This window comes from Advenella alkanexedens, assembly GCF_019132845.1.
In the GTDB taxonomy this organism is placed as follows: Bacteria; Pseudomonadota; Gammaproteobacteria; order Burkholderiales; family Burkholderiaceae_B; genus Advenella; species Advenella alkanexedens.
Genome location: NZ_JAHSPR010000004.1, coordinates 114,842 through 138,549 on the forward strand (window position 1 = coordinate 114,842; position 23,708 = coordinate 138,549).

The 23,708-nt window shown below is 49.3% G+C and carries 16 protein-coding genes, 2 tRNA genes and 2 pseudogenes; 5 read left to right on the forward strand and 15 right to left on the reverse strand.

Features of this window, described 5'->3' with window-relative positions; all coding sequences use genetic code 11:
• Positions 1-2: 2 nt before the first annotated feature.
• From rbfA to scpB, 6 genes and pseudogenes are all read right to left on the reverse strand, one after another.
• Positions 3-416, reverse strand: coding sequence for a 30S ribosome-binding factor RbfA (rbfA, locus tag KU392_RS06710; protein ID WP_169295113.1), 414 nt, complete (start codon positions 414-416; stop codon positions 3-5).
• Between the two features lie 8 nt (positions 417-424).
• Positions 425-3,526, reverse strand: coding sequence for a translation initiation factor IF-2 (gene infB, locus KU392_RS06715; protein ID WP_217734933.1), 3,102 nt, complete (start codon positions 3,524-3,526; stop codon positions 425-427).
• Positions 3,527-3,601: 75 nt separating this feature from the next.
• Positions 3,602-5,086, reverse strand: coding sequence for a transcription termination factor NusA (nusA, locus tag KU392_RS06720; RefSeq protein ID WP_169295115.1), 1,485 nt, complete (start codon positions 5,084-5,086; stop codon positions 3,602-3,604).
• Complete coding sequence (rimP, locus tag KU392_RS06725; RefSeq protein ID WP_169295116.1) at positions 5,083-5,565, reverse strand: ribosome maturation factor RimP; 483 nt, start codon at positions 5,563-5,565, stop codon at positions 5,083-5,085. Before rimP ends, nusA begins: the two co-directional genes overlap by 4 nt.
• Positions 5,566-5,777: 212 nt before the next feature.
• A complete protein-coding gene (gene rluB / locus KU392_RS06730; RefSeq protein WP_169295117.1) occupies positions 5,778-7,316 on the reverse strand; it encodes a 23S rRNA pseudouridine(2605) synthase RluB in 1,539 nt (512 codons plus the stop codon).
• A gap of 296 nt (positions 7,317-7,612) precedes the next feature.
• Positions 7,613-8,126, reverse strand: a pseudogene (scpB, locus tag KU392_RS06735) (SMC-Scp complex subunit ScpB); the annotation flags it as partial.
• A gap of 82 nt (positions 8,127-8,208) precedes the next feature.
• Between scpB and KU392_RS06740 the strand changes: the two are divergent.
• A tRNA-Met gene (locus tag KU392_RS06740) sits at positions 8,209-8,285 on the forward strand.
• 296 nt (positions 8,286-8,581) lie between these two features.
• Positions 8,582-8,932: pseudogene (gene ssb / locus KU392_RS06745) on the forward strand (single-stranded DNA-binding protein); the annotation flags it as partial.
• Positions 8,933-9,061: 129 nt separating this feature from the next.
• On the opposite strand, the gene KU392_RS06750 reads toward ssb, so the two are convergent.
• The 3 genes from KU392_RS06750 to KU392_RS06760 all read right to left on the reverse strand — a co-directional run bounded on the left by KU392_RS06750 (position 9,062) and on the right by KU392_RS06760 (position 11,843).
• Positions 9,062-10,291, reverse strand: coding sequence for an ArsB/NhaD family transporter (locus KU392_RS06750; protein WP_217734935.1), 1,230 nt, complete (start codon positions 10,289-10,291; stop codon positions 9,062-9,064).
• A gap of 205 nt (positions 10,292-10,496) precedes the next feature.
• Positions 10,497-10,573, reverse strand: a tRNA-Met gene (locus tag KU392_RS06755).
• A gap of 247 nt (positions 10,574-10,820) precedes the next feature.
• A complete protein-coding gene (locus KU392_RS06760; protein WP_169295121.1) occupies positions 10,821-11,843 on the reverse strand; it encodes a CobW family GTP-binding protein in 1,023 nt (340 codons plus the stop codon).
• Position 11,844: 1 nt separating this feature from the next.
• Between KU392_RS06760 and KU392_RS06765 the strand changes: the two genes are divergently transcribed.
• Positions 11,845-12,984: a GNAT family N-acetyltransferase gene (locus KU392_RS06765; protein WP_217734936.1), complete on the forward strand. Its 1,140-nt coding sequence runs from the start codon at positions 11,845-11,847 to the stop codon at positions 12,982-12,984.
• Positions 12,985-13,007: 23 nt separating this feature from the next.
• Here the strand turns inward: KU392_RS06765 and phaR are convergent, their stop codons facing one another.
• The 5 genes from phaR to KU392_RS06790 form a co-directional block, all read right to left on the reverse strand.
• Complete coding sequence (phaR, locus tag KU392_RS06770; protein WP_211182381.1) at positions 13,008-13,568, reverse strand: polyhydroxyalkanoate synthesis repressor PhaR; 561 nt, start codon at positions 13,566-13,568, stop codon at positions 13,008-13,010.
• Between the two features lie 53 nt (positions 13,569-13,621).
• Entirely contained in the window at positions 13,622-14,359 is a 738-nt protein-coding gene (gene phbB / locus KU392_RS06775) for an acetoacetyl-CoA reductase (protein WP_169295123.1), read from the reverse strand.
• Between the two features lie 42 nt (positions 14,360-14,401).
• Positions 14,402-16,036, reverse strand: coding sequence for a PHA/PHB synthase family protein (locus KU392_RS06780; protein ID WP_246587359.1), 1,635 nt, complete (start codon positions 16,034-16,036; stop codon positions 14,402-14,404).
• A 147-nt stretch (positions 16,037-16,183) separates the two neighbouring features.
• On the reverse strand, positions 16,184-16,972 hold the full coding sequence (pgeF, locus tag KU392_RS06785; protein ID WP_217734937.1) for a peptidoglycan editing factor PgeF: 789 nt from the start codon (positions 16,970-16,972) through the stop codon (positions 16,184-16,186).
• Positions 16,969-17,940 carry an RluA family pseudouridine synthase gene (locus tag KU392_RS06790; protein ID WP_169295125.1) on the reverse strand — a complete coding sequence of 324 codons (972 nt, stop codon included), beginning with the start codon at positions 17,938-17,940 and terminating at the stop codon, positions 16,969-16,971. The genes pgeF and KU392_RS06790 overlap by 4 nt, the downstream gene beginning before the upstream one ends.
• Before the next feature lie 85 nt (positions 17,941-18,025).
• Between KU392_RS06790 and KU392_RS06795 the strand changes: the two genes are divergently transcribed.
• Complete coding sequence (locus KU392_RS06795; RefSeq protein WP_169295126.1) at positions 18,026-18,853, forward strand: outer membrane protein assembly factor BamD; 828 nt, start codon at positions 18,026-18,028, stop codon at positions 18,851-18,853.
• Positions 18,854-19,050: 197 nt separating this feature from the next.
• Here KU392_RS06795 and yoaA read toward each other — a convergent pair whose 3' ends face one another.
• On the reverse strand, positions 19,051-21,099 hold the full coding sequence (yoaA, locus tag KU392_RS06800; RefSeq protein ID WP_217734938.1) for a DNA repair helicase YoaA: 2,049 nt from the start codon (positions 21,097-21,099) through the stop codon (positions 19,051-19,053).
• A 217-nt stretch (positions 21,100-21,316) separates the two neighbouring features.
• On the opposite strand from yoaA, the gene KU392_RS06805 reads away from it, so the two are divergent.
• Positions 21,317-23,677 (forward strand): Tex family protein, encoded by a 2,361-nt coding sequence (locus KU392_RS06805; protein ID WP_217734939.1) that lies wholly within the window; start codon positions 21,317-21,319, stop codon positions 23,675-23,677.
• Positions 23,678-23,708 lie beyond the last annotated feature (31 nt).

Here is a 23,708-nt window from a genome sequence, read left to right on the forward strand (position 1 = left end):
AATTATTTTTTGCCTGTTTCAATATCATCAAGATTATCTGTTTGTACAGGAAAATCTTCCGGACGGTTTGCACGATCGATAAGCTGTGTCATCTCGATACCACGCGCCATCTGCTCATCATGAATGAAACGCAAGGTGGGCACCGTATGAATGTGCAGCATTTTAAACAGCAATGAGTGCAACCAGCCTGCCTTTTCATTCAAGGCAGCAGAAGCCACTTCAGGCTCTGCGCCCAGAACGGTGAAATACACTTTGGCATGTGCATAATCCGCACTCAGGTCAACCCCGGTCAAGGTAATAAGGCCCACACGAGACATATCCAACTCACGCTGGATAAGGACTGCCAGATCTTTCTGTATCTGATCTGCCAGTCGCACATTACGGCTGGCAGGTGATTTTGACTTGTGTCGATTCATAATGAAATTTACAGCGTACGGGCAATTTCTTTGATTTCGAAGATCTCAAGCTGATCGCCCACTTCGATATCGTTATTACCCCTTAAAGTGATACCGCAATCGAAACCGGCTTTCACTTCTTTGGCATCATCCTTGAAGCGTTTGAGGGAGTCGATGTAACCGGTCCAGATAACCACATGATTACGCAACAGACGTACTTGAGAGTCACGGCGTACCAGACCATCGGTAACCATACAACCGGCCACTTTACCAATACGGGAAATGCTGTAAACCTCGCGAATCTCAACCATACCAATGACTTCTTCGCGTTTTTCTGGCGCAAGCATGCCGGACATGGCGCTTTTAACATCATCGACCGCATCATAAATAATGTTGTAGTAGCGAATATCGATACCATTGGATTCGGCCAGTTTTTTCGCACTTTGGTCGGCGCGTACGTTAAAGCCAATAATAACCGCATTGGAAGCAATGGCCAGGTTTACGTCACTTTCAGAAATACCACCAACGGCTGCATGCACAACCCGTACACGGATTTCATCGGTAGACAGCTTGACCAGCGATTGAACCAGCGCTTCCTGAGAACCCTGGACATCTGTTTTAACGATGAGTTCAAGCGTTTGCAGACCTTCACCAATGTTGTCAAACATGGATTCAAGCTTGGCGGCCTGCTGACGCGCCAGTTTCACGTCACGGAATTTACCCTGACGGAACAAGGCGATTTCACGTGCCTTGCGCTCATCAATAACCACCTGGACCTCGTCACCGGCGGCAGGCACATCAGACAAGCCCTGGATTTCAACCGGTACGGATGGACCCGCCTTGGGAATGTTTTTACCTGTTTCATCGAGCATGGCACGCACGCGACCATAGGTTGCGCCCACCAGGATGGCATCACCCCGCTTCAGGGTACCACTTTGTACCAGAATGGTGGCAACAGGACCACGTCCCTTATCAAGGCTGGACTCAATCACCACACCTTTGGCGGGAGCATCAACAGCGGCTTTCAGCTCAAGCACTTCAGCTTGCAACAATACGTTTTCGAGCAAATCATCAATACCAAAACCGGTTTTGGCAGATACGGGGACAAATGGTACATCACCACCGTACTCTTCAGGCACCACTTCCTCGGCAACCAACTCCTGCTTGACACGCTCGGGGTTGGCTTCGGGTTTATCCACCTTGTTAATGGCCACAACCATAGGTACACCAGCCGCTTTGGCATGGTGAATGGCTTCTCGCGTTTGTGGCATGACACCATCATCGGCCGCCACGACAAGAATGACAATATCGGTTGCCTGGGCACCACGTGCACGCATGGCCGTAAACGCCTCGTGTCCCGGGGTATCCAGGAAGGTCGCCACACCCGCTTCGGTTTTCACCCGGTAAGCACCAATATGCTGGGTAATGCCACCGGCTTCACCCACTGCCACTTTGGCACGACGGATATAGTCGAGCAAAGAGGTTTTACCATGATCAACGTGACCCATGACGGTTACTACCGGTGCACGTGGCAGCAATTCAACGTCTATGCTTTGTGCGCTTTCATCAAGGAATGCTTCGGGATCATCAAGTTTGGCTGCAATGGCATGGTGCCCCAATTCCTCAACCACAATCATGGCCGTTTCCTGGTCAAGAATCTGGTTAATGGTAACCATTTGACCCATCTTCATTAACAGCTTGATGACCTCTGCTGCCTTGACAGACATTTTATGCGCCAGATCTGCCACTGAAATGGTTTCCGGCACATGTACATCACGGGCGATAAACTCGGGCACTGCCGGTTCTTTAACCTGTTGCTGCTGATTCCTGCGATTGTTTTTGGAACCGCTGCGACCACCTCCGGCACGCCAACCCTCTTCCTGAGCCTTGGCAGGCGCTGCCGCCCGCTTCTCGACCGGTTTTTTACCCCGGGCACCATCTGTCCAATTGCTGTCACGTTCCGTTTTCTTGGCACCAGCAACGGGCTTGACATCTTTCTTGGGTGCTTTCTTGGCAGCGTCAGCCCCTTCTACTGCAGCGGGTGCCGCGCGCAACACTTTGCGGGGACGATTCAGCATATCACGCAATGCCGCCGCTTCCGCTTCGGCCTGACGACGTGCTTCCTCACGTGCTGCCGTGTCTACCGGCTCACGTCTTGGCTCTACAACAGGTTTTTTAGAGCGGATATTCATATCTTTATTGACCGCTGGTGCGGCAACGGGCGCCTTGCCCTTAACCACTTCGTTTCGGCCACCCTGCCTTGCCTGCTGGGACGACTTTTGATCAGCCGGTCGTGATGTTTTGCCATCACGCTGTTCATTGATACGGCCTGATTCTGGAGACTTGCTTTTAACCGTCGACGCCTGGGCTGGTTTCTGATCAGCCTTTACTGAAGCAGACGGCACATTTTTGGATTCAGTATGCACTTCTTTTTTCTCAACCTGTTGAGATGTAATTGATGATTCTTCCGTAGTTACGGAGGATTGTTGAACTTGCGGCTGAGGACTACCGTCAGGCTCTGTGGATTTCACTTCTTTTGCCACACTGTCAGCCGCAACTACTGGCTGCTGAGCTGTTTCCTGGGCATCGCCAGATACCGTTTCAGGAGATGCCTTGGCGGTTGGCGGGACATTTTCTTGTGGCTTATCTTGCAATTGTACAGCTTCAGGAGCCACTTTCGCAGCAGAAGTTTGTGCAACCGATAGATTTTCTTCTTTTTGCACTATTTCTTTTGACACGGCCTCGACTTCAGGCTGTGTTTTTACGGCCTGATCAGGCGCTGTTAGCGGGGCAACAGACCTGGCGGCCTCTGCCACGGCTTCTTTGCCATCTGTGATATCCCGCTTGACAAAAACCCGTTTTTTACGAACTTCAACCGGGATGGTACGAGAGCGCCCGGAGCTATCCGCCTGACGGATCTCTGACGTTTCACGGCGTGTTACCGTAATTTTCTTACCCTCTTTTGCACCATGCGCACGGCGAAGGGAATCCAGTAGTTTGGTTTTATCGCTCTCGGTGACATTATCCTCTACAGAATTCACATTGACACCTGCCGCACGAAGCTGTTCAAGCAACACATTGGCAGGCAATTTCAGTTCGACGGCAAACTGGGCAACAGTAATACTGGGCATTAGGCTCTCTCTTCCCTTTCACAACAATTCAACAACATTCAATAGGCAATCTGATTAAAACTGTAGATATGAAGATTAATTTTCATCTTCATCAAACCAGTGGGCTCGCGCCTTGATAATTAACTCTCCTGCCTGCTCATCTGACAAACCGGTCATTTCCGACAGTTCATCAGTGGACAACTCAGCAAGATCATCACGTGTCTGAATACCACCTTCGGCCAGTTTTGCAATAAGCTCTGGGGTCAGACCTTCCAGATCCAGCAAATCCTGGGCAGTTTCAACACGCTCTTCCTGTACGATTGCTTCGGTCAACAAAGCAGTACGGGCACGGTTACGCAACTCATTGACGGTATCCTCATCGAAACCTTCAATTTCAAGCAACTCTTGAATGGGCACATAAGCGACCTCTTCAAGACCTGTAAAACCTTCATCAATAAGGATATCAGCCACTTCTTCATCCACATCCAGTTTCTCGATGAATGTGGCACGCATTGCGGCACGCTCTTCATCCTGGCGATTGCGGTTTTCTTCTGGCGTCATGATATTGATTTGCCAGCCGGTCAGTTCAGAGGCCAGTCTTACGTTCTGACCTTTGGAACCGATGGCCTTGGGCAGGTTCTCGGCATCAACCACGACATCCATGGCATGCTTTTCTTCATCCACAAGAATGGACTCGACATTAGCAGGTGCCAGGGCACCAATCACGAACTCGGCCGGATCATCCGCCCACAGAACGATATCGACCTGCTCACCACCCAATTCATTACGAACCGCGGTAACACGCGAACCACGCATGCCTACGCAGGTTCCGATAGGGTCAATTCTTTTGTCATAGGCCACCACGGCAATTTTGGCACGCATGCCAGGATCACGGGCAGCCGCCTTGATTTCAAGCAATCCCTGCTCGATCTCGGGAACTTCATTTTCGAACAACTCGCGAATGAACTCGGGGGCCGTACGGGACAGAATGATTTGCTGATTGCGGGCAGTACGGTCAACCTTGGCCACCCATGCACGAACACGATCACCAACCCGCAGGTTTTCCTTGGGGATCATTTCACTACGAGGCAGCCGGGCCTCTATTTTGCCGGTTTCAATAATGGCATCGCCTTTATCCAGGCGTTTGACCGTACCGGCAATAATGCTTTCCCCACGATCGAGGAAATCATTAAGCACCTGCTCACGCTCAGCATCGCGAATTTTTTGCAGGATAGCCTGCTTGGCAGCCTGCGCACCAATACGACCGAACTCAACGGGCTCAAGAGGCTCTTCAATGTATTCGCCTTCCTGGATACCAGGTTTGATCTCTTGGGCATCGCTAAACAGTTCCTGACGGTCAGGTTCCTGCAATCCAGCCTCATCGGGCACGACGAGCCAGCGACGGTAGCCTTCATGCGCACCCGTAGCCCGATCTATCGTTACACGAATATCAGCATCTTCTTTAAAACGTTTTTTCATGGCTGAGGCCAAAGCACTCTCAAGCGCACTAAAAACCACTTCACGTGTCACATTTTTTTCACGTGCTAACGCATCAACCAATAGAAGAATTTCGCGACTCATCGCTTTTTACCCTTGAAATCAAGAACCGGATCAAGTTTTGCCTTTTCTACATCTTCGAATGCAAAAACAATTACTTGAGTTTCGTTCTTTTTAACATCAAATTCCAGACAGAATTGACCTGTCTGCGTTCCATCAGAAGCCGTTTCCTGTGACAAAATCCCGGTAAAGACTTTGCGATTATCGACAGCTTCACGTAATTTAATTTCCACCCGCTCACCGGCAAACCGTTTGAAATCGGCCAGTGTACGCAAAGGGCGATCTACACCTGGCGAACCGACTTCAAGACGTTTATAGTCGATATTTTCAACTTCAAACACCCGCGATAGTTGGCGAGAAACCTGTTCACAGTCCTCAATTCGCACGCCACCTTCACGATCTATGGTTACGCGCAGCAACCCAAAGGCAGCACGCTCGACATCAACCAGCTCGACCCCAAGGCCAGCTATCGCTTGTTCAGTAAGAGTATATAAATCAGCCATACAATAAAAAAATGGGCTTTTACAGCCCATTGTTTACAAAAACACCGGCTTAATCCCTCAACCGTTGTTTTTATATAATTCGTTCCATAAACCAGGTAAATTCCTTTTGCTCAAAAAAGGAATTTACAACTAGACAACCTATGATTATATCAAAAAAACCTGGATTTTGCTAAGTATTTGATATTTTATCAACAAAACAACATCATTAAAGCCTACCGACCGCTTCTGCCACGACCGACAAAGCCCAGCCTGGACTCGTGAGCTGCCGCACCCTTGGGCTGCCAATCATCCTTATGACGGGCCGCCCCTCTGGCTTTATGTCCACCTTCAGGACGCGCAACACCTTCCTGTTTGGGACGCGTGTTTTTTCTGGACGAATTTTTAGCATAACCACCACCCTCGGTACGGGACTGATTGGGCTTGCGATTATATACACCACCAGGACGGGCAGGCTTACGCTGCCCATTGCCCGCTGCCCTCGCATACGATGAAGGACCAAAACCCATATCAGGAACCGCAGATTCAAACCCTGGCGGCATGGCATTATCATGCGATATTGGCTGACGATCACGCCCTCTGCCCGAGGCCGAATCATCATCAGCCTTCATTAAACCCAGACGAACCATCAATGCCACCACCAATGAAGGATCCAGCTCTTCCCAGCGACCACGGCGCAGATTCCTTGGCAGGACAACCTCTCCAAAACGCGTCCGAATCAGACGACTGACTGTTACACCCACCGCCTCGAACATGCGACGCACTTCACGATTCCGGCCTTCCTGGATCGTGACGCGATACCAGCGATTACTGCCTTCACCGCCAATATGCTCCATCACCCCAAACGCTGCCAGACCATCATCCAACTGAATACCCTTGGTCAGGGATTGGATTTGCTCAACACCCAATTCACCCAATACGCGCACTGCATACTCACGTTCGTTACCGTAACGCGGATGCATGAACCGATTGGCCAAATCACCCGAAGTTGTGAATATCAGCAAGCCTTCGGTATTCAAGTCAAGACGACCGACTGACACCCATTTACCCGTACGCATCTTGGGCAATCGGGAGAACACGGTCGCACGACCTTCCGGATCATCATGACTGACAATTTCTCCGGCAGGCTTATGATACAAAATCACCCGGGGCGGGCGCTTGGCATTGGGACGGGCAACCAGACGTCCGTTAACACGAACCACATCATTCACACCAACCCGCTGACCGATATGCGCAGGCTCACCGTTAACCGAAACCCGTCCGGCAATAATCAGCTCTTCCATTTCACGACGCGAACCCACACCCGCATCCGCCAAAACCTTATGCAACTTGGGCATAACCGCATCACTGGTCAGATACTTACCCAGGCGCTGCTCAAGTTTTGCGGATTTTTCCAGAAACGCCAGAGCATTATTCGATTCATTTTCATCAAATACCTGCTCATCGTTCACCAATTCCGCTGCAGACACTTCCTGAGCCGGCCGGTTTGCCGCTGGTTTGCGAGCTACCGGTTTGCGCTTGCTCGCTGCAACACCACTCTTGGCGGTTGGCTTGCGTGTTCGTTTCGCGGGCTCCGGAACGTTTTCCGGTTGCTCTGCTGCAACTGCTTTTTCTTTCCTGGGCTCGATTGTTGCATCAGCACGCCTGCGTCTGAATGGCGTGCGCAATTTACGACCCTTGCTTTTCACTTGAGCAGAGTCAGGCTGCGCCTCACCACCCGCGACAATCGTGACGGTTTCCGTTACTGTATCCATATATTTGCTTATTTGACCTTCTTCCGAAAGCACTTTGAAATTAAAGTGGTCTTAGTGATTCACCATTAATCAAACACCGGCAAGTAAATACTTGTCCTGCCCGCGTTTTTTACTTAACTGTTTATTTATTGCTTTTCAATCATTATTCACAATTTGCCCGGAATTCGGGACAACTGCCACCTCGGGCGTTAAATCCGCAACGGGCGACTGCTCATGACTGCTATTTTCTTCCGGATTTTCCTTAGCAGGAAACAAGCCGGCAAGTTTATCTCCGGCAACCAGAAGCACCTCTCCCTCAGAGGCCAAACCAGGCAATTCATCCAGCGCTTTCAATCCCAGATCATCTAAAAATTGTTTTGTGGTCCCAAGCAAAGCCGGTCTTCCAGGTGCATCCCTGTGACCCAACACTTCTATCCAGCCACGCTCTTCTAAAGTTTTAATGATTTGGGAAGATACCGTCACACCGCGAATATCTTCTATGTCGCCCCGTGTAACCGGTTGACGCCAGGCAATAATTGCCAATGTTTCCAAAACCGCCCTTGAATATTTAGGTGGTTTTTCTGGATTAAGGCGTTCTAAATACTTTTGCATTTGTGGACGACTTTGAAAACGCCATCCACTAGCCAACTGCGTTAATTCTAAACCTTTATTTGACCACGCGTCTTGCAAATTTAACAATTGTTGCTTAATTACATCGTTTTTTACTTCATCCGACTCAGCAAACAATTTTGCCAGATCAGAGACCTTCATTGGTTGCTGAGCACACAATAGCGCGGCCTCCAACACATTGCGTATTAAATGTTCATCCATGGTTCAGTATATGGTTTGTTATTAAAATCCGATAAACGGCTTGCATTATTATAACAGGTAGACTATTATTATATTCTTCAGACGCGGGGTGGAGCAGTCTGGCAGCTCGTCGGGCTCATAACCCGAAGGTCGTAGGTTCAAATCCTGCCCCCGCAACCAGTTTTAAAAAGCCTGTTTCTTTATAGAAACAGGCTTTTTCATTTACCCCCTTTGTCGTTCGTTATTTTTATTTGTTAGCCCTTTGTCTTAGCCTTTATCACCTTACCCCCCCCCCTGAACGACATCGCAATTTAGTTCTTTCTTTCACTCATCCGCTTTCCGGCACTCCACCACTTCCCTCAATCTCCAAATCCATTAAGCAATAACCACAATGGACACAATGCTGCACCATTTACTCAGCAATATAGGCAATTCCCCTACCATAAAACCTGGATCACCCTTTTCAGGAAATTTTTATGGCATCAGTCAACAAAATTATTTTAGTGGGAAATCTGGGGCACGACCCCGAAATCAAGCACAGCCCCGACGGCACAGCCATGTGTAATGTATCCATTGCCACCTCTTTGAACTGGAAAGACAAAAACACGGGCGAGCGCCGTGAAGAAACCGAGTGGCATCGTGTTGCTTTCTTTGGCCGTCTGGCCGAAATTGCCGGACAATACCTTAAAAAAGGCAATGCGGTATATGTCGAAGGCCGCCTTAAAACACGCAAATGGCAAGACAAAAACACAGGCCAGGACCGCTACACAACAGAAACCATTGCCGAACAAATGCAAATGCTAAGCAATAATGGCCATGGTACCGACTAGACCCTGCCCAAGACATCACGAACACCCCGCATAGCCACCAAGGCCCAAGCTCAATAACCACAGGCCTGCCTGTTTTATGCAGCCAGGCCTGTAATCATCTGCAGCAACGTCAGTGAATAAACCGATCTAAAGCAAATATATCCACAAACCAGCCAAAACCAGACAGATGACAGACACGGGAAAACCTGCTTTTGCGAAATCCATAAATGAGATTTCCACGCCACAGCTTTTCGCCTGTTCAACAACTACGATACCGGCCAGACTGCCAAAAATTACCATATTGCTTGAAAAACCGGTACCAAGTGCAAGCGCCGCACAAAGTGCATTCGCATCGGCACCGGCATCCAAATAGGGAACCAGCAACATGACGGTTGGGTTATTGCCCACAATATTGCTTAATGCTGCACCGACTGCATATAAAGACAGCGGATCATTTAAATCCATGCCCAAGTGCTTCAAATCGGCAAGCAGCGTTTGAGGCAGTCCTGTTGCTGCCATGGCCGCATTGACAATGAACAGCCCCATAATCAGCAGGATTAAATTTCCATCAACCTCTTTCAATACATCATTCGAGGCAATCTTTCGGTTAATAAGCAAAATACCGGCTGCTGCGAGTGCAACCAGTTCTTGTGGCCAAATATCAATGATAAATAAAACAACAAGGGCAACAGTCACCACGGATGCCTTCAGTGTTTCGATGAGATTGAGTTGGGGTAATGACATGGGTGCATGTGCATGAGAGGCGGATTGTTTGGTTTCCCATTTACCTCTAAACAGAAAACAAATGACACCCCAAACAATAAATAAAGAAATGATGGCAGGCAGGCCAGCCACTTTTAATAGCTCAACAAAAGACACATCAAGTGCTTGCGCGGCAATCATATTCTGCGGGCTACCAATGAGTGTGCCCACGGAACCGGCATTGGCAGCAAAACAAAAGCCAAGTAAAAATGGAATCGGATTCAGGCCACGGACAAGTGTGATGGAAACAAGTAGCGGCGTCATGGCAACAACCACGACATCATTGGTTAATATGGACGACAGAATACCACTAACCATAATAAAAACGGCGAGCAATTTTGCAGGATTTACATTTAAGGTTGCGACTTTATGGGCAGCCCAGCCATAAAACCCGGACACGGCAAATGCACCAGAGACAATCATTAATCCAAATAATAGACCAATGGTTTTATAATCGATGGCATTCCATGCCGCCTGTGATGAAATACTTCCGATGGATAGCATGGCAAGTGCACCAACCAGGGCTGATCCGGTACGATCAATTTTAAATCCAGGTAATTTGCCAAACCCCATGGCAACATAAACCGATAAAAAAATTAAAAGGGTTAAATCCATGCCTTTATCCTTCAGTACAAAATAAAAAGCCTGCTTGTTAAATACCACAAGCGGATAAGTCACACTATAAGTATGATTTTGTGGTTTGATAGTGGATGAGAGCAGGGAGCAGCTAAAAGAGAGGCAAAATCACAACGGCCTCTGCAACTGTAAATTGATTCAATAAAAAAGGACTTGCCGAAAATACGGAAGTCCTTGATTTATTTGGTTGCGGGGGCAGGATTTGAACCTACGACCTTCGGGTTATGAGCCCGACGAGCTGCCAGACTGCTCCACCCCGCGTCTGAAGATTTAAATAATAACCCTAAGTGATATAAATAGGCAAGCCTTTATCGTTAATTTTACAAATATGTTGCAATTTGGTGGTTTTTTTTATGGTTTTTAGTTGTTTTTTATGAATTTTGGGTTTACGCGTAAAAATCTGTCTTGCATAATCATGAATACACCTTGCTCCATCATTGAACCATGCTATTCCTACCACTAAAAAACTGAAAACCAGGATACTTCAAGCTAAAAGACAAACGCTGTTTCAAGACAAAAGCACCCTGTCTTCTTCCTGCCAATATCCTTTTTTAATTATCAATACCACGCATGGCGTAATACCGCCACGTTCCTGCGGCGCAATATCCAATGCCTCAAAAGCTGAGCGCTGCTGATGCACGCCATGTACATGGTAAAAGCGATTATCACCCACAAACTGCACCACTGCTTTCATTCTTAACAGGGCTGCGCCGTATTTTTCTGCAATGGCATCCAATGCGGTAATAAAACGCCCTCTTTTGACCGCTTGCTCAAGGGTAAGGGTAATAACATCCACGTCGGTATGACTGGCCACTGGCTTTAACGCTGGCTTTAATGACGCAGAGACGGCGGTTTGCCAACGCACCCCAAATGCCGCCAGTTTTTGTTTACCCAACTGCTTCAAGTCTGCCAGAATACCAAAAAAATCTTCCGCCTCTTCAAGCTCCGGTTTACCAAGCACCGGCACACCCATGACAAGCAACTCAATCCGTTTTTTTAAAGCGGGCACCTTTTCAGGGCATATATCTTCTTTAGACAACAACACCACATCGGCCGCCAGCAATTGGCTAAGCCATTCGGGATTGGCTTGCTGTTGCTGTTCTGCATGGCAACTGTCCACCACACATAAGACACCGGCATTGTAAAAACGCTCGTTCAGAAAGAAATCATGCTTTAAGGTAAAAACAATGGAAGACGGATCAGCCAGGCCAGAAGTTTCAATAATAACGTGCCTGAATGCAGGAATTTTCTTTTGCATGGCCAGCATGAACAGCTCACGCAGCGTCTGGCTCAGGTCCGCATGCAGCTGACAGCACAGGCAACCGCCTTCAAGCACTGCAATCTGTGCACTTAAGTGCCGATATATAAGATGATCCAGCCCGACCTGACCAATTTCGTTAACGATAACGGCCATTTGCCCGGCATCAGGCTGCTTTAACAATTGCCTGATAAAATGACTCTTACCGCTTCCCAGGAAACCGGTAATCACTGTGACACCTATCCCCTGTTTATCCGTGTTGTTCTGACTCATTATGTCCCAAAAACTTCAAATTTCAATACTTGATTCACCCTCAGACCTAAAGGCTGACACCTGGCAGTCATTCTGCCAGAAAAACCCCTTCGCCAGTCCCGATTTCCTGCAAACGCTGCACACCAGCACCTGTGTTGCTCCCGAGTGCGGATGGTACGCACAGTACCTTTATTTGCAAGACGAACAGCAAACGCCCTTGGGACTGATGCCACTATATGTAAAAACCCACTCACGTGGTGAATTTGTTTTTGATATGGCATGGGCCAATGCCTTTGAGCGTCATGGTCTGGCGTATTATCCCAAACTGGTTTGCAGCATCCCATTTACCCCGGTTACCGGGCCACGGCTACTGGCCAACAATGCACAACACAAACGGATTCTGGCTGAGCAGGCCATTGAAATTGCCAAAAGAATGGGAGTTTCTTCCCTTCATATCCTGTTCCCCCACCACGACGATTTAAACATTCTGCGTGAGTGCGGTTATATGATCAGGGAAGATGTACAGTTTCATTGGCATAACCCGGGCTATGCCAGTTTTGAGGACTTCCTGAAGCAGCTCAATTACGACAAACGTAAAAAAATCCGTCAGGACCGAAAAAAGGTACTGGCTGCCGGCGTCAATTTCAGGCATTTGCGTGGGCGAGACATTGAACCGGAAACACTGGATTTTTTTATTTCCTGCTATCAAAACACCTATTACGAACGTGGTCGTGAACCCTATCTAAACCGGGAATTTTTCCATGCATACCTGCAAAAATGCCCCGAAAACGTCTTGCTGGTTCTTGCCCTGAAAAACAACCAGCCCATTGCCTGCGCCCTGAATATTATTGGTGATGATACCGTTTATGGTCGTTATTGGGGTGCGCATGAATTTATTCCAGGCCTGCATTTTGAGACCTGCTACATGCAAGGCATCGAATTTTGCATCGACAACAAATTCCGTTATTTTGAAGGAGGTGCCCAGGGTGAACATAAGCTGGCCCGTGGTTTGCTGCCAGTTACCACCTATTCAGCACATTGGATTGCCAGAAAAGATTTTGCCGCGGCCATTGAAGCGTTCCTGGACGCTGAGACTCGCCAGGTTGGAAAATATGTTGACATGCTGTCAACACATTCCCCATTCAGGCAAACAAACGGTTAAATGAGCCAAAGAGCCGGCAAACCTTATTTTTTCTCTTTATCTTGCGGTGCGACAAAAGGAAAAACCCCAAACATGTTTTGAGTCTGGTTTTGCATTTGTTCCTGCATTTGTACAAACAAATTCTTGGATTGTTCTACATAATTACTCATGGCATTATTCAGGACCGGCGCCTGAATACTCATGAATTGTGCCCAGGCGTCTGGATTGAACTGGGCACCATACATGTTCTTGGACTGATCGGCCAGGCGTTCCTGGATATCCACAAAAGCCTGCATGTTTTTTTCCAGGTATGTACCCATTACCCCCTGCATGGCATTGCCATAGAAACGGATAATATGCTCGAGCATGGTGGAGCTGAACATGGGTACCCCGCCCCCCTCAAGCTCAAGAATAATTTGCAGCAAAATACTTCGGGTAATGTCTTCACCGGTTTTGGCATCCAGCACTTGAAACTTGACATTATCAAGCACCAGTTTCCTGACATCGGCCAGGGTAATATAAGTACTGGATTCAGTGTCGTAAAGCCGGCGATTGGGGTATTTTTTAATAATGCGTGTTTGACCGGTTTCGGATGAATTTATCATAATAATTTATAGAAGGAAGTGTACAACCCCACCCCAAAGGGTGGGGCAAGGAATTACCCCATATGCAAGCCGCCATTCACCGAAAAGTCGGCGCCGGTACTGAAGCCGGCATCCTCAGAAGCCAGCCACGCCACCATTGAGGCGATTTCTTCAGGTGTACCCAAGCGACGAACAGGAATGGTACCCACAATTTGTTCCAGAATTTCGGGACGAATGGCACGAACCATTTCGGTACCGATGTAACCCGGAGAAACGGTGTTAACCGTTACACCGCGACTGGCCACTTCCTGGGCCAATGCCATGGTAAAGCCGTGAATACCCGCTTTGGCAGTCGAGTAGTTGGTTTGGCCAAACTGACCTTTCTGACCATTAACAGAACTGATGTTGATAATACGTCCCCAACGTTTTTCATACATGTGCTCAATCACCTGTTTGGTGACATTGAACAGACTGTTCAGGTTGGTATCCATGACCACTTTCCAGTCTTCAAGGCTCATTTTACGAAAAACACCATCACGGGTAATACCGGCGTTATTCACCAGCACATCTACCGGACCATGCTCTTTTTTGACTTTATCAAAAGCGGCAACCGTTGAATCCCAGTCGGCAACGTTACCTGTAGAAGCAAAAAACTTGTACCCCAATGCGGCTTGCTCGTCGATCCATTTCTGGGCATTTCGGTTAGGCCCGCAACCCGCAATAACCTTGAAACCTTCTTTGTATAAACGCTGGCATATGGAGGTTCCAATACCACCCATTCCACCTGTTACATATGCAATTTTCTGACTCATAAGATCTCCGGTTTTTTATTGACTCATTTACAAAAATTAATACTATACTGCCTTAACTTTTACATATTTTCCGGGCGCTGGCTCTAACTCAGGGTAAGTACCATTACCGGCTGTTTTCTTGGCTCGCACTTTTTTACCGGCATGGGAAGCCAGCCATTCAGACCAGTCTGGCCACCAGCTGCCCTGAACCTGTCTCGTATTGTCAAACCATTGACTGCTAACCGGAAACACCTGCTCCGTCTCGGCACTGGAAACCCAGTAATGACGTTTGTTTTTCGCGGGCGGGTTGATGACGCCAGCAATATGACCTGATGCCCCCAACACAAATCGTTTGGGGCCTTGCAGAATATGCGTGGACGCGTAAGCCGAGTCCCAGGGCACGATATGATCATCTTTGGACGCGTAAATGTACACCGGCATATCCAGCAGACCAAGATCTACAGGCGTGCCTGAAATACTGAGGTAATTGGGCTTTTTAAGATTGTTTTCCAGATAAGTGTTACGGAAATACCAGGTAAAGAAAGGACCCGGCAAATTGGTACCATCGGCATTCCAGTAAAGCAGGTCGAAGGCGGCAGGTGACTGCCCTTTCAGGTAGTTATTAACCACATAATTCCAGACCAGCTCATTAGGGCGCAAAAATGAAAATGTCGTTCCCAATTCAGCGGCTGTCAACAAACCGCCTTGTCCCAACTGCTGCTCACGCAACGAGGCATGTGCCTCATCCACAAATACATCCATGATTCCGGTATGTTCAAAATCAAGGAAAGTGGTTAACAGGGATAAGGCCGCCACTGGATCCTGGCCACGTTTGCGCGCAACGGCCAAGGCACACGCCAGCATGGTCCCACCGACACAAAAACCCAGCGCATTGATTTTTTCTTTACCTGAAATATCGGACACGACCGAGATGGCTTTTAAAACACCATTCTCAATGTAATCTTCCCAAGTGGCATTTTGAATGTCATCCTTGTCTTCCGGCAAGGGATTGCGCCAGGACACCAGAAATACGGTATGCCCTTGGGCAACGGTATACGCCACCATTGAGTTTTCTGGCTGAAGATCAAGAATATAGTATTTATTAATGCAAGGTGGCACCATCAATAAAGGGGTTTCATGTACGGTAGGAGTTTGCGGTTTGTATTGAATAAGCTGGAAGTACGGGTTCTCAAATACCACCGAGCCCTCGGTAATCGCCAGATTGCGTCCCACTTCAAAAACCGTTTCATCAGTTTGGGTAATACGCCCTTTTTGCAGGTCATGCATTAGGTTAGCCATACCTTTTTGCAACGACTCACCCTTGCTTTCCTGAAAAGCTTTCAGGGCATCAGGATTCAAGGCAAAAAAATTGGAGGGTGCAAAAGCGTCCAGCCATTGCGTGATCGAGAACCTTAAACGTTCGCGACTGGCATCGGGAATCTCCAGTTGCTCAACCCATTTGTTCATCGTGCTGGCTGAAAGCAGATAAAGATGGGCCAATGCGGAAAACTGCGGATTTTGCTGCCAGGCCTCACTGCTGAAACGACGGTCTTTGACAGGGGGCAGACTTCCCTGGGAGGCCTGCAACATGAGTTGCCTGAAGTTTTCAGTGAACTCCGTTTGCAATTGCTGGATATGCTCTGGATTGACCATTGGCATCATCCAGGGCATATTTTTTGTAAATTGATCATACTTCATCGTTTGCACCCCCTTTTTATTCCCGAAAAACGTGAACGCGTAAAAAGCGTAACAACGTTTTACTTGCATCAATACCTTTAAGATAAAGGAATAATCAAAGTTATTCAACTTCACAGGGAATAACCTTACCTGGGGTGGCGTTCAGATCTATGGTTTTATCTTCCACACAACAGTCACCATCCGTCCCGTCCGACCCTGTCTGCGATATGAAAAAAAACGTTCCCGATCCGAGAAAGTACAAAATTTGCTTTCCTCAACAGCACTTACACCATTTTCACTTAAGCGATGCACGGCAAGCCCTGACAAATCGGCCAGCCATTTTCCCTTGTTTTGTGGATGTGGTCGAAAAAACAACGCCTGATTTTTATCACGATTAATAAAAGCGTCATAAACCTCTTGTCCCACCTCAAAAGCCTCAAATCCAATGGCCGGCCCAACCCATGCCCGAAAACATTTCCGATGGGTTTTGCGTTTCATTTTTTCCAAGGTCTTTTCGAGCACCCCATTAAGCAAACCGCGCCAACCGGCATGAGCGGCACCAATCACCTCACCATCCTCCGAAGCCATCACAACCGGCAGGCAATCAGCCGTCATAATGGCCAGTACCCGGTTGCGTTCTGTCGTCACCGCGGCATCAGCCGTTATGGGCCTGTCTTTTGCGTCAAACAGATCCGCATCATATACATCGGTACCATGCACCTGCTCAAGCCACACCACAGGACCTGGCAACATACACTGCAACCGGCTTCTATTTTGTTCCACAGCCAGCGGATCATCCCCCGTATGCATCCCCATATTCAGAGAGTCATAGGGCGACTGGCTGAATCCCCCCTGTCGAGTGGTACAGAAATACTGTACACCGGGCCATTGATGTCCAGTGACCGTTTTGACCAATGCCTGATTTTCATTACAGAACCCCACTTTCGCATCTGTCATTGTGAAGCCTCTTCCCATTGAATATTGGCAATAACCTGCTGCATGTCTTGCGCCAGCGCAGATTCAAATTCACGCATCGTTTCGGTCTCAGGATCAATGAATTGCAAACGCCGTGCATGCAACATTTGCCGTTGCGCCCCCGCCCATGGTTTTCCACCGTACAACTCATCGCCCAGAAGCGAATGCCCGATACTGGACAGGTGCACCCTGATTTGATGCGTCCGTCCGGTTTCCAGTTTGCATCGCACCCATGAAACAGCTTTATCTTCCACCATCCCCGATGCCAGCAAAGCGTAATGAGTACGAGCTTCTTTAGGCGCAATGGGATTATCGGTGGACATCCTTACCGGTACTTTACGGTCGCGCCCAATCGGGGCATCTATGGTTCCCTGTGGCATAACCTTGCCCATGACCAGGGCCACATATTCACGCCCCACTGTGCGGGCCTGCAATTGCCGAACCAGATGGGTTTGCGCCTGCTCTGTACGGGCAACCACCAAAAGACCCGACGTGTCTTTATCCAGCCGATGAACAATACCGGCACGAGGCACATGCACCAATTCGGGAAAACGGTAAAGCAAACCATTTAACAGGGTGCCATGCCAATTACCGGCACCCGGATGGGTAACCAACCCGGCAGGCTTTTCAACCACTATCCATTGACTGCTTTCCTCCAAAACGGTAAATTCAACCGGTTCTGGCGTAAACGCCAGGCTTTCTTCGGCAACGGGCTCACAGACAGTGATAATGTCACTGGCGCCTACAATCTGCCTGACTTTACCTGGCTTTTCGTTTACAGTTACATATCCCGACTCTATCCAGGATTGCAATCGGCTTCTTGAATGTTCGGGAATTAATTGTGCCAGTATCTTGTCAAGGCGATCGCCTTTTACCGAAACGGGCACCCTGAAAATTCGTGGTTCTGTGTCAATAAATTCATCTTGTTGGGAAATTGTGGTATCAGACATGGATTAATAATCATATAATGTTGTGTCGCAATGCTAACATTGTGCAAACCGTTTTGGCCTTTAACTTACTGTAACCCATCTAATTATGCAAAAAAGTATTATTCGTCACTCATTATTGGTGCTGTGTTCCCTGGCTTTGGTCGGGTGCAGTAGTGTGTTCAAAAGCCAGGAAGACAAAACACAAGGCTGGACTGCAGACCAGCTTTACCAAGAAGCCCGTGACAACGTACGCGCCTCTGAATGGAAAAGTGCCAGCCAGCATCTGAAGGCAGTGGAAACCCGTTTCCCATATAGCAGCCAGGCTCAACAGGCTCTTATTGACCAGGCGTATGTCTATTGGAAAGATGACGAACCCGAACAGGCAACAGCAGCCATTAACCGTTTCCTTGCATTGTACCCCAACCATCCCGGCACCGATTACATGCTGTACCTGAAAGGCTTGGTTACCTTTACCCCCCCAAGCGCATTCTTAAGCAGCTATACCGGCCAGGATCCCAGCGAACGTGACCCCAAAGGCCTGCGCCAATCTTATCAGGCCTTCAATGAACTGATAACCCGCTTCCCCGACAGCCGTTACGCTCACGATGCGCGTGCCCGCCTTACCTGGCTGGTCAGTACCATTGCTGAAAACGAAGTGAACGTTGCCGAATACTACTACAAGCGCGATGCCTATGTGGCGGCCATCAATCGCAGCCAGGCGGTCATTCGCGATTTCTCGGGCGTCCAGGCAGCCGAGCGCGCCCTGTATATCATGATGAAATCATATGAAAAACTGGGCCTGACCGAACAAGCCAACGATGCCAAACGTGTGCTTGATCAAAACTTCCCCGACAGTAAATATTATGCACAGGGTCTTGATGGTGACAAACACTGGACCGACATGTTCAAACCGGCCTCGTGGTTTAATAACTAAACCCCAAACCCCGTCACCGGCCAGACAAAACCCCGCAAAATGGCTTTTAAATGGCCAATTTGCCGGGGTTTTGTTTATGAAAAAATAAAAACAAAAAATTCAATACAACGTTGAACTTAGCCTTGGGGGGAAAAGCCCCCAAAAAGATGAAAAACATCCAGATTTTTTTAGGACCGATTCAATAACCTTGAGGTCATTCAGGTTTGAGCAGCTTCATCAACCAGTGGATCGGTCCTGTCAAAAAACTCCACTGCCTCTTCCAGATAACGGGTTCGACTAAAAGAAGGCAAACCCCGCCATAGCAATTTTCCATAAGGTTTTTCAACCAGCCTGCGGTCACCCACCATTAATACACCCCAGTCACTTTCAGTGCGGATAAGGCGGCCGGCTCCCTGCTTCAGGGCAATCGCCGCACCCGGAATCTGGTATTCAAAAAACGGGTTACCCCCTTGCTCACGACATGCCTTGATACGTGCTTCCAACACGGGATCATCAGGTGGGGCGAAAGGCAGTTTGTCGATCGCCACAAGCGTAAGAATATCCCCCGGAAAATCCACGCCTTCCCAAAAACTGGCACTACCCACCAGCACGGCATTGGCATGTTGCCTGAAACGCTGGATAAGTTGCCCGCGAGTGCTTTCCCCTTGCCTCATCACAGGACGGTCGATATCTTCCTGGTCAAACGCCTTGATCAGCAGATGAGCAAAATAATCAACTGCCCTAAGCGTGGTGCACAATACCAATACACCCCCTGGCGAGGCCTTGATCAGGGGCAGCAAGGTATCAACAAAAGCCTGGGCAAAATCAGGAGACTGGGTTTCAGGCAAATGATTGGGCACATATAACAAAGCCTTGTCTTTGTAATTGAAAGGCGATTCCCAGCGTTCGGTGCGGGCATTGTGCAAACCCAGCTGTCTGGTGAAATGGGAAAAATCCTTATAAACGGAAAGCGTGGCCGAGGTAAACACCCAGGCCTGATCCGGTTTTTTATAGTGGGCAAAGGTATGCACCGACAAGGGAGCCGAGTTCAACCGCAAATGATGCAGGCCGAATTCCACCCACCTTACAAGCTCTTCCTGCTGACGGGCTTTCTTGTTGACAAGCCCTGTTTTTTCATCCTGTTCAACCGCGTCAGGCTCCACCTCGGGCAAGGCACTGTGGGTCCAGCGATAAATTTTGGCCCGTAATTCGGCACCACTTTTGGCCGCGGCCATCAGGTCCGGATGCCGCTCTTGCACGGCCACCAGCATGCGAACCAGCCTGTCCAGCTCGTCCTCCAGATTGGCCAGCACCTCATTGAATTTTTCCGCTTCGGGGATTTGCTCACTGGTGGCTCTTTTACCCGGCATTTTATCGATACCGGCAGCTACCAGACGCAAATCCTTCACATAGTATTCAACTTTTTTGCACGCCTCACTCCAACGCGCCGAATCACGTGCCTGGGCCAGGCAGGCGACTTCGGTTGTTTTCAAGAAATCCATGATTTGCGCGGTGGAAACCGTATCACCCATGAAACGGGTGGCCGTATCGGGCAACTGATGCGCCTCATCAAAAATGACGGTATCGGCGGCCGGCAGCAAGTCGGCAATACCCTCTTCTTTTAACACCAGGTCGGCAAAAAACAGGGCATGGTTGATAACCACCACATCGGCTTCCTGGGCATTGCGCCTTGCCTTGAGCAAAAAACAGTCTTTAACGAAGGGGCAATCCTGGTTCAGGCAGTTCTCGCGGGTGGAAGTGGCTCGACCCCAGATATCGGCGTCTTCGGGCACCTTGGCACAATCGGTCTTGTCGCCTGTATGACTGCGGTCGGCAAATTGCCGGATATACCGAAGCTGCACCACCTCTTCTTTTGACCGCAATGAGCGGTCATCCTGCTCCATGCGATCCAGATGATAATGACAAACATAATTGCTGCGCCCCTTAAGCAGGGCCACATGCACCGGCAGCGCCATGACTTTTTTCAGTCGCGGTACATCTTTGGCATACAGCTGGTCTTGCAAGGTACGGGTACCGGTTGACACAATTACCTTGCCACCCGACAAAAACGCGGGTACCAGATAGGCCCAGGTTTTACCGGTGCCGGTACCGGCTTCTGCCACCAATACCGATTTGGCCTGAATAGTTTCATCAATAGCCTGCGCGAGCTGAATTTGTGCATCCCGCACCTTGTAACCCGGTATCGCACCAGCAAAAGGCCCTTCTTGCAGGAACCAATCGGATATTTCAAAATCAAGAACTCGCACACGCTTTCCAAACAACAAAAAATGACGGCAACCTGCCCATACGCTATTTTAATGATGGTAACGAAGCTGCGGCACCAATCTGCCAAATGAGGACGAAATAATCCGGCACCAAGCGGCAGGCAAGCATACAAATTAATAAATATTACCAAGCCCCTCACTACAAACCTGCCGCTTATGGCACAATTTACAGTTCGTTTTTAATTATTCTTAAGTAAACATGTCCGAAACACCAAGTACCGAAACTGCCACAGGCATTGATGAACAACGCATTATTACGCTACTGGCCCAGGAACTGGACGTACGTCCGGCACAAATTGCCGCTACCGTTTCCCTGCTTGATGAAGGCGCAACCGTTCCCTTTATAGCCCGTTACCGCAAAGAAGTCACCGGTGGTCTTGACGATACCGTTTTGCGTAATCTTGAAGTCCGCCTTTTGTATGTTCGGGAACTTGAAACCCGTCGCCTGGCCATTATCGAGTCTATCAGCCAGCAGGACAAACTGACTCCGGAACTGGAAGCCGCGATTGGCGCTGCCGATACCAAACAGCGCCTTGAAGACCTGTATGCACCCTTCAAGCCCAAGCGTCGCACCCGGGCCCAAATTGCCAAAGAGGCAGGCTTGGAACCTCTGGCTGATGAAATTCTGGACCATAAAAATGCGATACCTGCCGAATTGGCCGAACAGTACTTAAATCCTGAATTAAAAATCAACGATGCCAAAGCAGCACTTGACGGTGCCCGCGACATTCTGGCCGAGCGTTTTGCCGAAAACGCCGACCTGCTGGCCGACATGCGCGACCATTTATGGAACCAGGGTTGGCTCTACTCCAAAGTAGTGGAAGGCAAGGAAGCCGAGGGCGACAATTTCCGTGACTGGTTTGATTTCAAGGAGCCGGTCAAGACCCTGCCTTCACATCGCATTCTGGCGTTACTGCGTGGACGACAGCAGGGTATGCTTGATTTGCGTATTGGCCTGAATGAAGAACAGGACGCTCTGGTGCCCCACCCCTGTGTGGTTCGCATTAGCGATTTCCTGCAACTGGATGCCGATTACACGATTGATGCCAATGCACGTGGCAAATGGCTGGCCGAGGTTTCCCGCTGGACATGGCGGGTCAAGCTGTTGACCGCTTTTGAATCTGAAATGATGGGCAAGCTGCGCGAACAGGCCGAGGAAGAAGCCATCAAGGTGTTTGCCGCCAACCTGAAAGACCTGCTGCTGGCCGCCCCGGCCGGACCAAAATCGGTTCTGGGACTGGACCCGGGCATTCGTACCGGTGTAAAGGTTGCCGCCATTGATCCTACCGGAAAACTGCTTGAGACCGCCACTATTTACCCGTTTGAGCCACGCCGCGACCGGGAAGGGTCCATTCGCACCCTGGCCGCCCTAATTGCCCGTCACAAGATCCAGTTGATTGCCATTGGCAATGGCACCGCTTCACGCGAAACCGAAAAGCTGGTGGCAGACATGCTGCAGGCCTTCCCCAACCCCGATGTCAAGAAAATCGTGGTTTCCGAAGCCGGTGCATCGGTTTACTCTGCCTCTGAACTGGCCGCCAAAGAGTTTCCCGACCTGGATGTCAGCCTGCGCGGGGCCGTTTCCATTGCCCGTCGTCTGCAAGACCCGCTGGCCGAACTGGTTAAAATTGAACCCAAAGCGATTGGTGTTGGCCAATACCAGCACGATGTCAACCAACGTGAATTGGCCCGTTCACTGGATGCGGTTATTGAAGACTGCGTGAACGCGGTGGGTGTTGATGTAAATACCGCCTCTGCCCCCCTGCTGACCCGGGTTTCGGGGCTGAATGCCAGCCTGGCCAAAAACATTGTGGAATGGCGTGACCAGAATGGGGCCTTCCCCAACCGTTCGGCCCTTATGAATGTATCCCGTTTTGGTGCCAAAGCCTTTGAACAGGCCGCCGGTTTCCTGCGTATCCCCAACGGAGACAATCCTCTGGATGCGTCTGCGGTTCACCCTGAAGCCTACCCGGTCGTCGCGCGCATCCTGGATAAGATCCAGGCCGATGTCAAGTCCATCATTGGCAAAAAAGATGCCCTCAAGGGGGTTTCACCCGCCGATTTTATTGATGAGCGTTTCGGCTTGCCAACGGTCAGGGATATTTTCAGTGAACTTGAAAAACCGGGTCGTGATCCACGTCCCGAGTTCAAAACCGCCACGTTCAAGGAAGGCATTGAAACCATTAACGACCTGTTGCCTGGCATGATCCTGGAAGGCGTGGTCACCAACGTGGCCAACTTTGGGGCCTTTGTGGATATTGGCGTACATCAGGATGGCCTGGTGCATATTTCCGCCCTGGCTGACAAATTTGTCAAAGACCCGCGCGATGTCGTCAGGGTCGGACAAACGGTTCAGGTCAAGGTACAGGAAGTGGACGCGCAACGCAAACGGATTGCCCTGACCATGCGCATGAATGACGATGCCCTGCCGGCAAACCGTGGCAACGCCAGTGCCCCGGCTGGCAACCGTCCCCGCGGGCAAGGCCGTCAGCAACAGGCCGATAATAAACCACCCGCCAACAACGCCATGGCTGCTGCCTTTGCCAAGCTCAAACGGTAATCCGGCAATAATCCGGCCATTATTGGCCAAT

Excerpts from the sequence above, each read along its gene's own strand:
- rluB (WP_169295117.1), bottom strand. The coding sequence starts at position 7,316 with ATGGATACAGTAACGGAAACCGTCACGATTGTCGCGGGTGGTGAGGCG.
- phaR (WP_211182381.1), bottom strand. The coding sequence starts at position 13,568 with ATGATAAATTCATCCGAAACCGGTCAAACACGCATTATTAAAAAATAC.
- KU392_RS06760 (WP_169295121.1), bottom strand. The coding sequence starts at position 11,843 with ATGAGTCAGAACAACACGGATAAACAGGGGATAGGTGTCACAGTGATT.
- KU392_RS06750 (WP_217734935.1), bottom strand. The coding sequence starts at position 10,291 with ATGGATTTAACCCTTTTAATTTTTTTATCGGTTTATGTTGCCATGGGG.
- KU392_RS06805 (WP_217734939.1), top strand. The coding sequence starts at position 21,317 with ATGTCCGAAACACCAAGTACCGAAACTGCCACAGGCATTGATGAACAA.
- nusA (WP_169295115.1), bottom strand. The coding sequence starts at position 5,086 with ATGAGTCGCGAAATTCTTCTATTGGTTGATGCGTTAGCACGTGAAAAA.
- rbfA (WP_169295113.1), bottom strand. The coding sequence starts at position 416 with ATGAATCGACACAAGTCAAAATCACCTGCCAGCCGTAATGTGCGACTG.
- pgeF (WP_217734937.1), bottom strand. The coding sequence starts at position 16,972 with ATGACAGATGCGAAAGTGGGGTTCTGTAATGAAAATCAGGCATTGGTC.
- KU392_RS06765 (WP_217734936.1), top strand. The coding sequence starts at position 11,845 with ATGTCCCAAAAACTTCAAATTTCAATACTTGATTCACCCTCAGACCTA.
- KU392_RS06780 (WP_246587359.1), bottom strand. The coding sequence starts at position 16,036 with ATGAAGTATGATCAATTTACAAAAAATATGCCCTGGATGATGCCAATG.
- KU392_RS06790 (WP_169295125.1), bottom strand. The coding sequence starts at position 17,940 with ATGTCTGATACCACAATTTCCCAACAAGATGAATTTATTGACACAGAA.
- infB (WP_217734933.1), bottom strand. The coding sequence starts at position 3,526 with ATGCCCAGTATTACTGTTGCCCAGTTTGCCGTCGAACTGAAATTGCCT.
- rimP (WP_169295116.1), bottom strand. The coding sequence starts at position 5,565 with ATGGCTGATTTATATACTCTTACTGAACAAGCGATAGCTGGCCTTGGG.
- phbB (WP_169295123.1), bottom strand. The coding sequence starts at position 14,359 with ATGAGTCAGAAAATTGCATATGTAACAGGTGGAATGGGTGGTATTGGA.
- KU392_RS06795 (WP_169295126.1), top strand. The coding sequence starts at position 18,026 with ATGCAAAAAAGTATTATTCGTCACTCATTATTGGTGCTGTGTTCCCTG.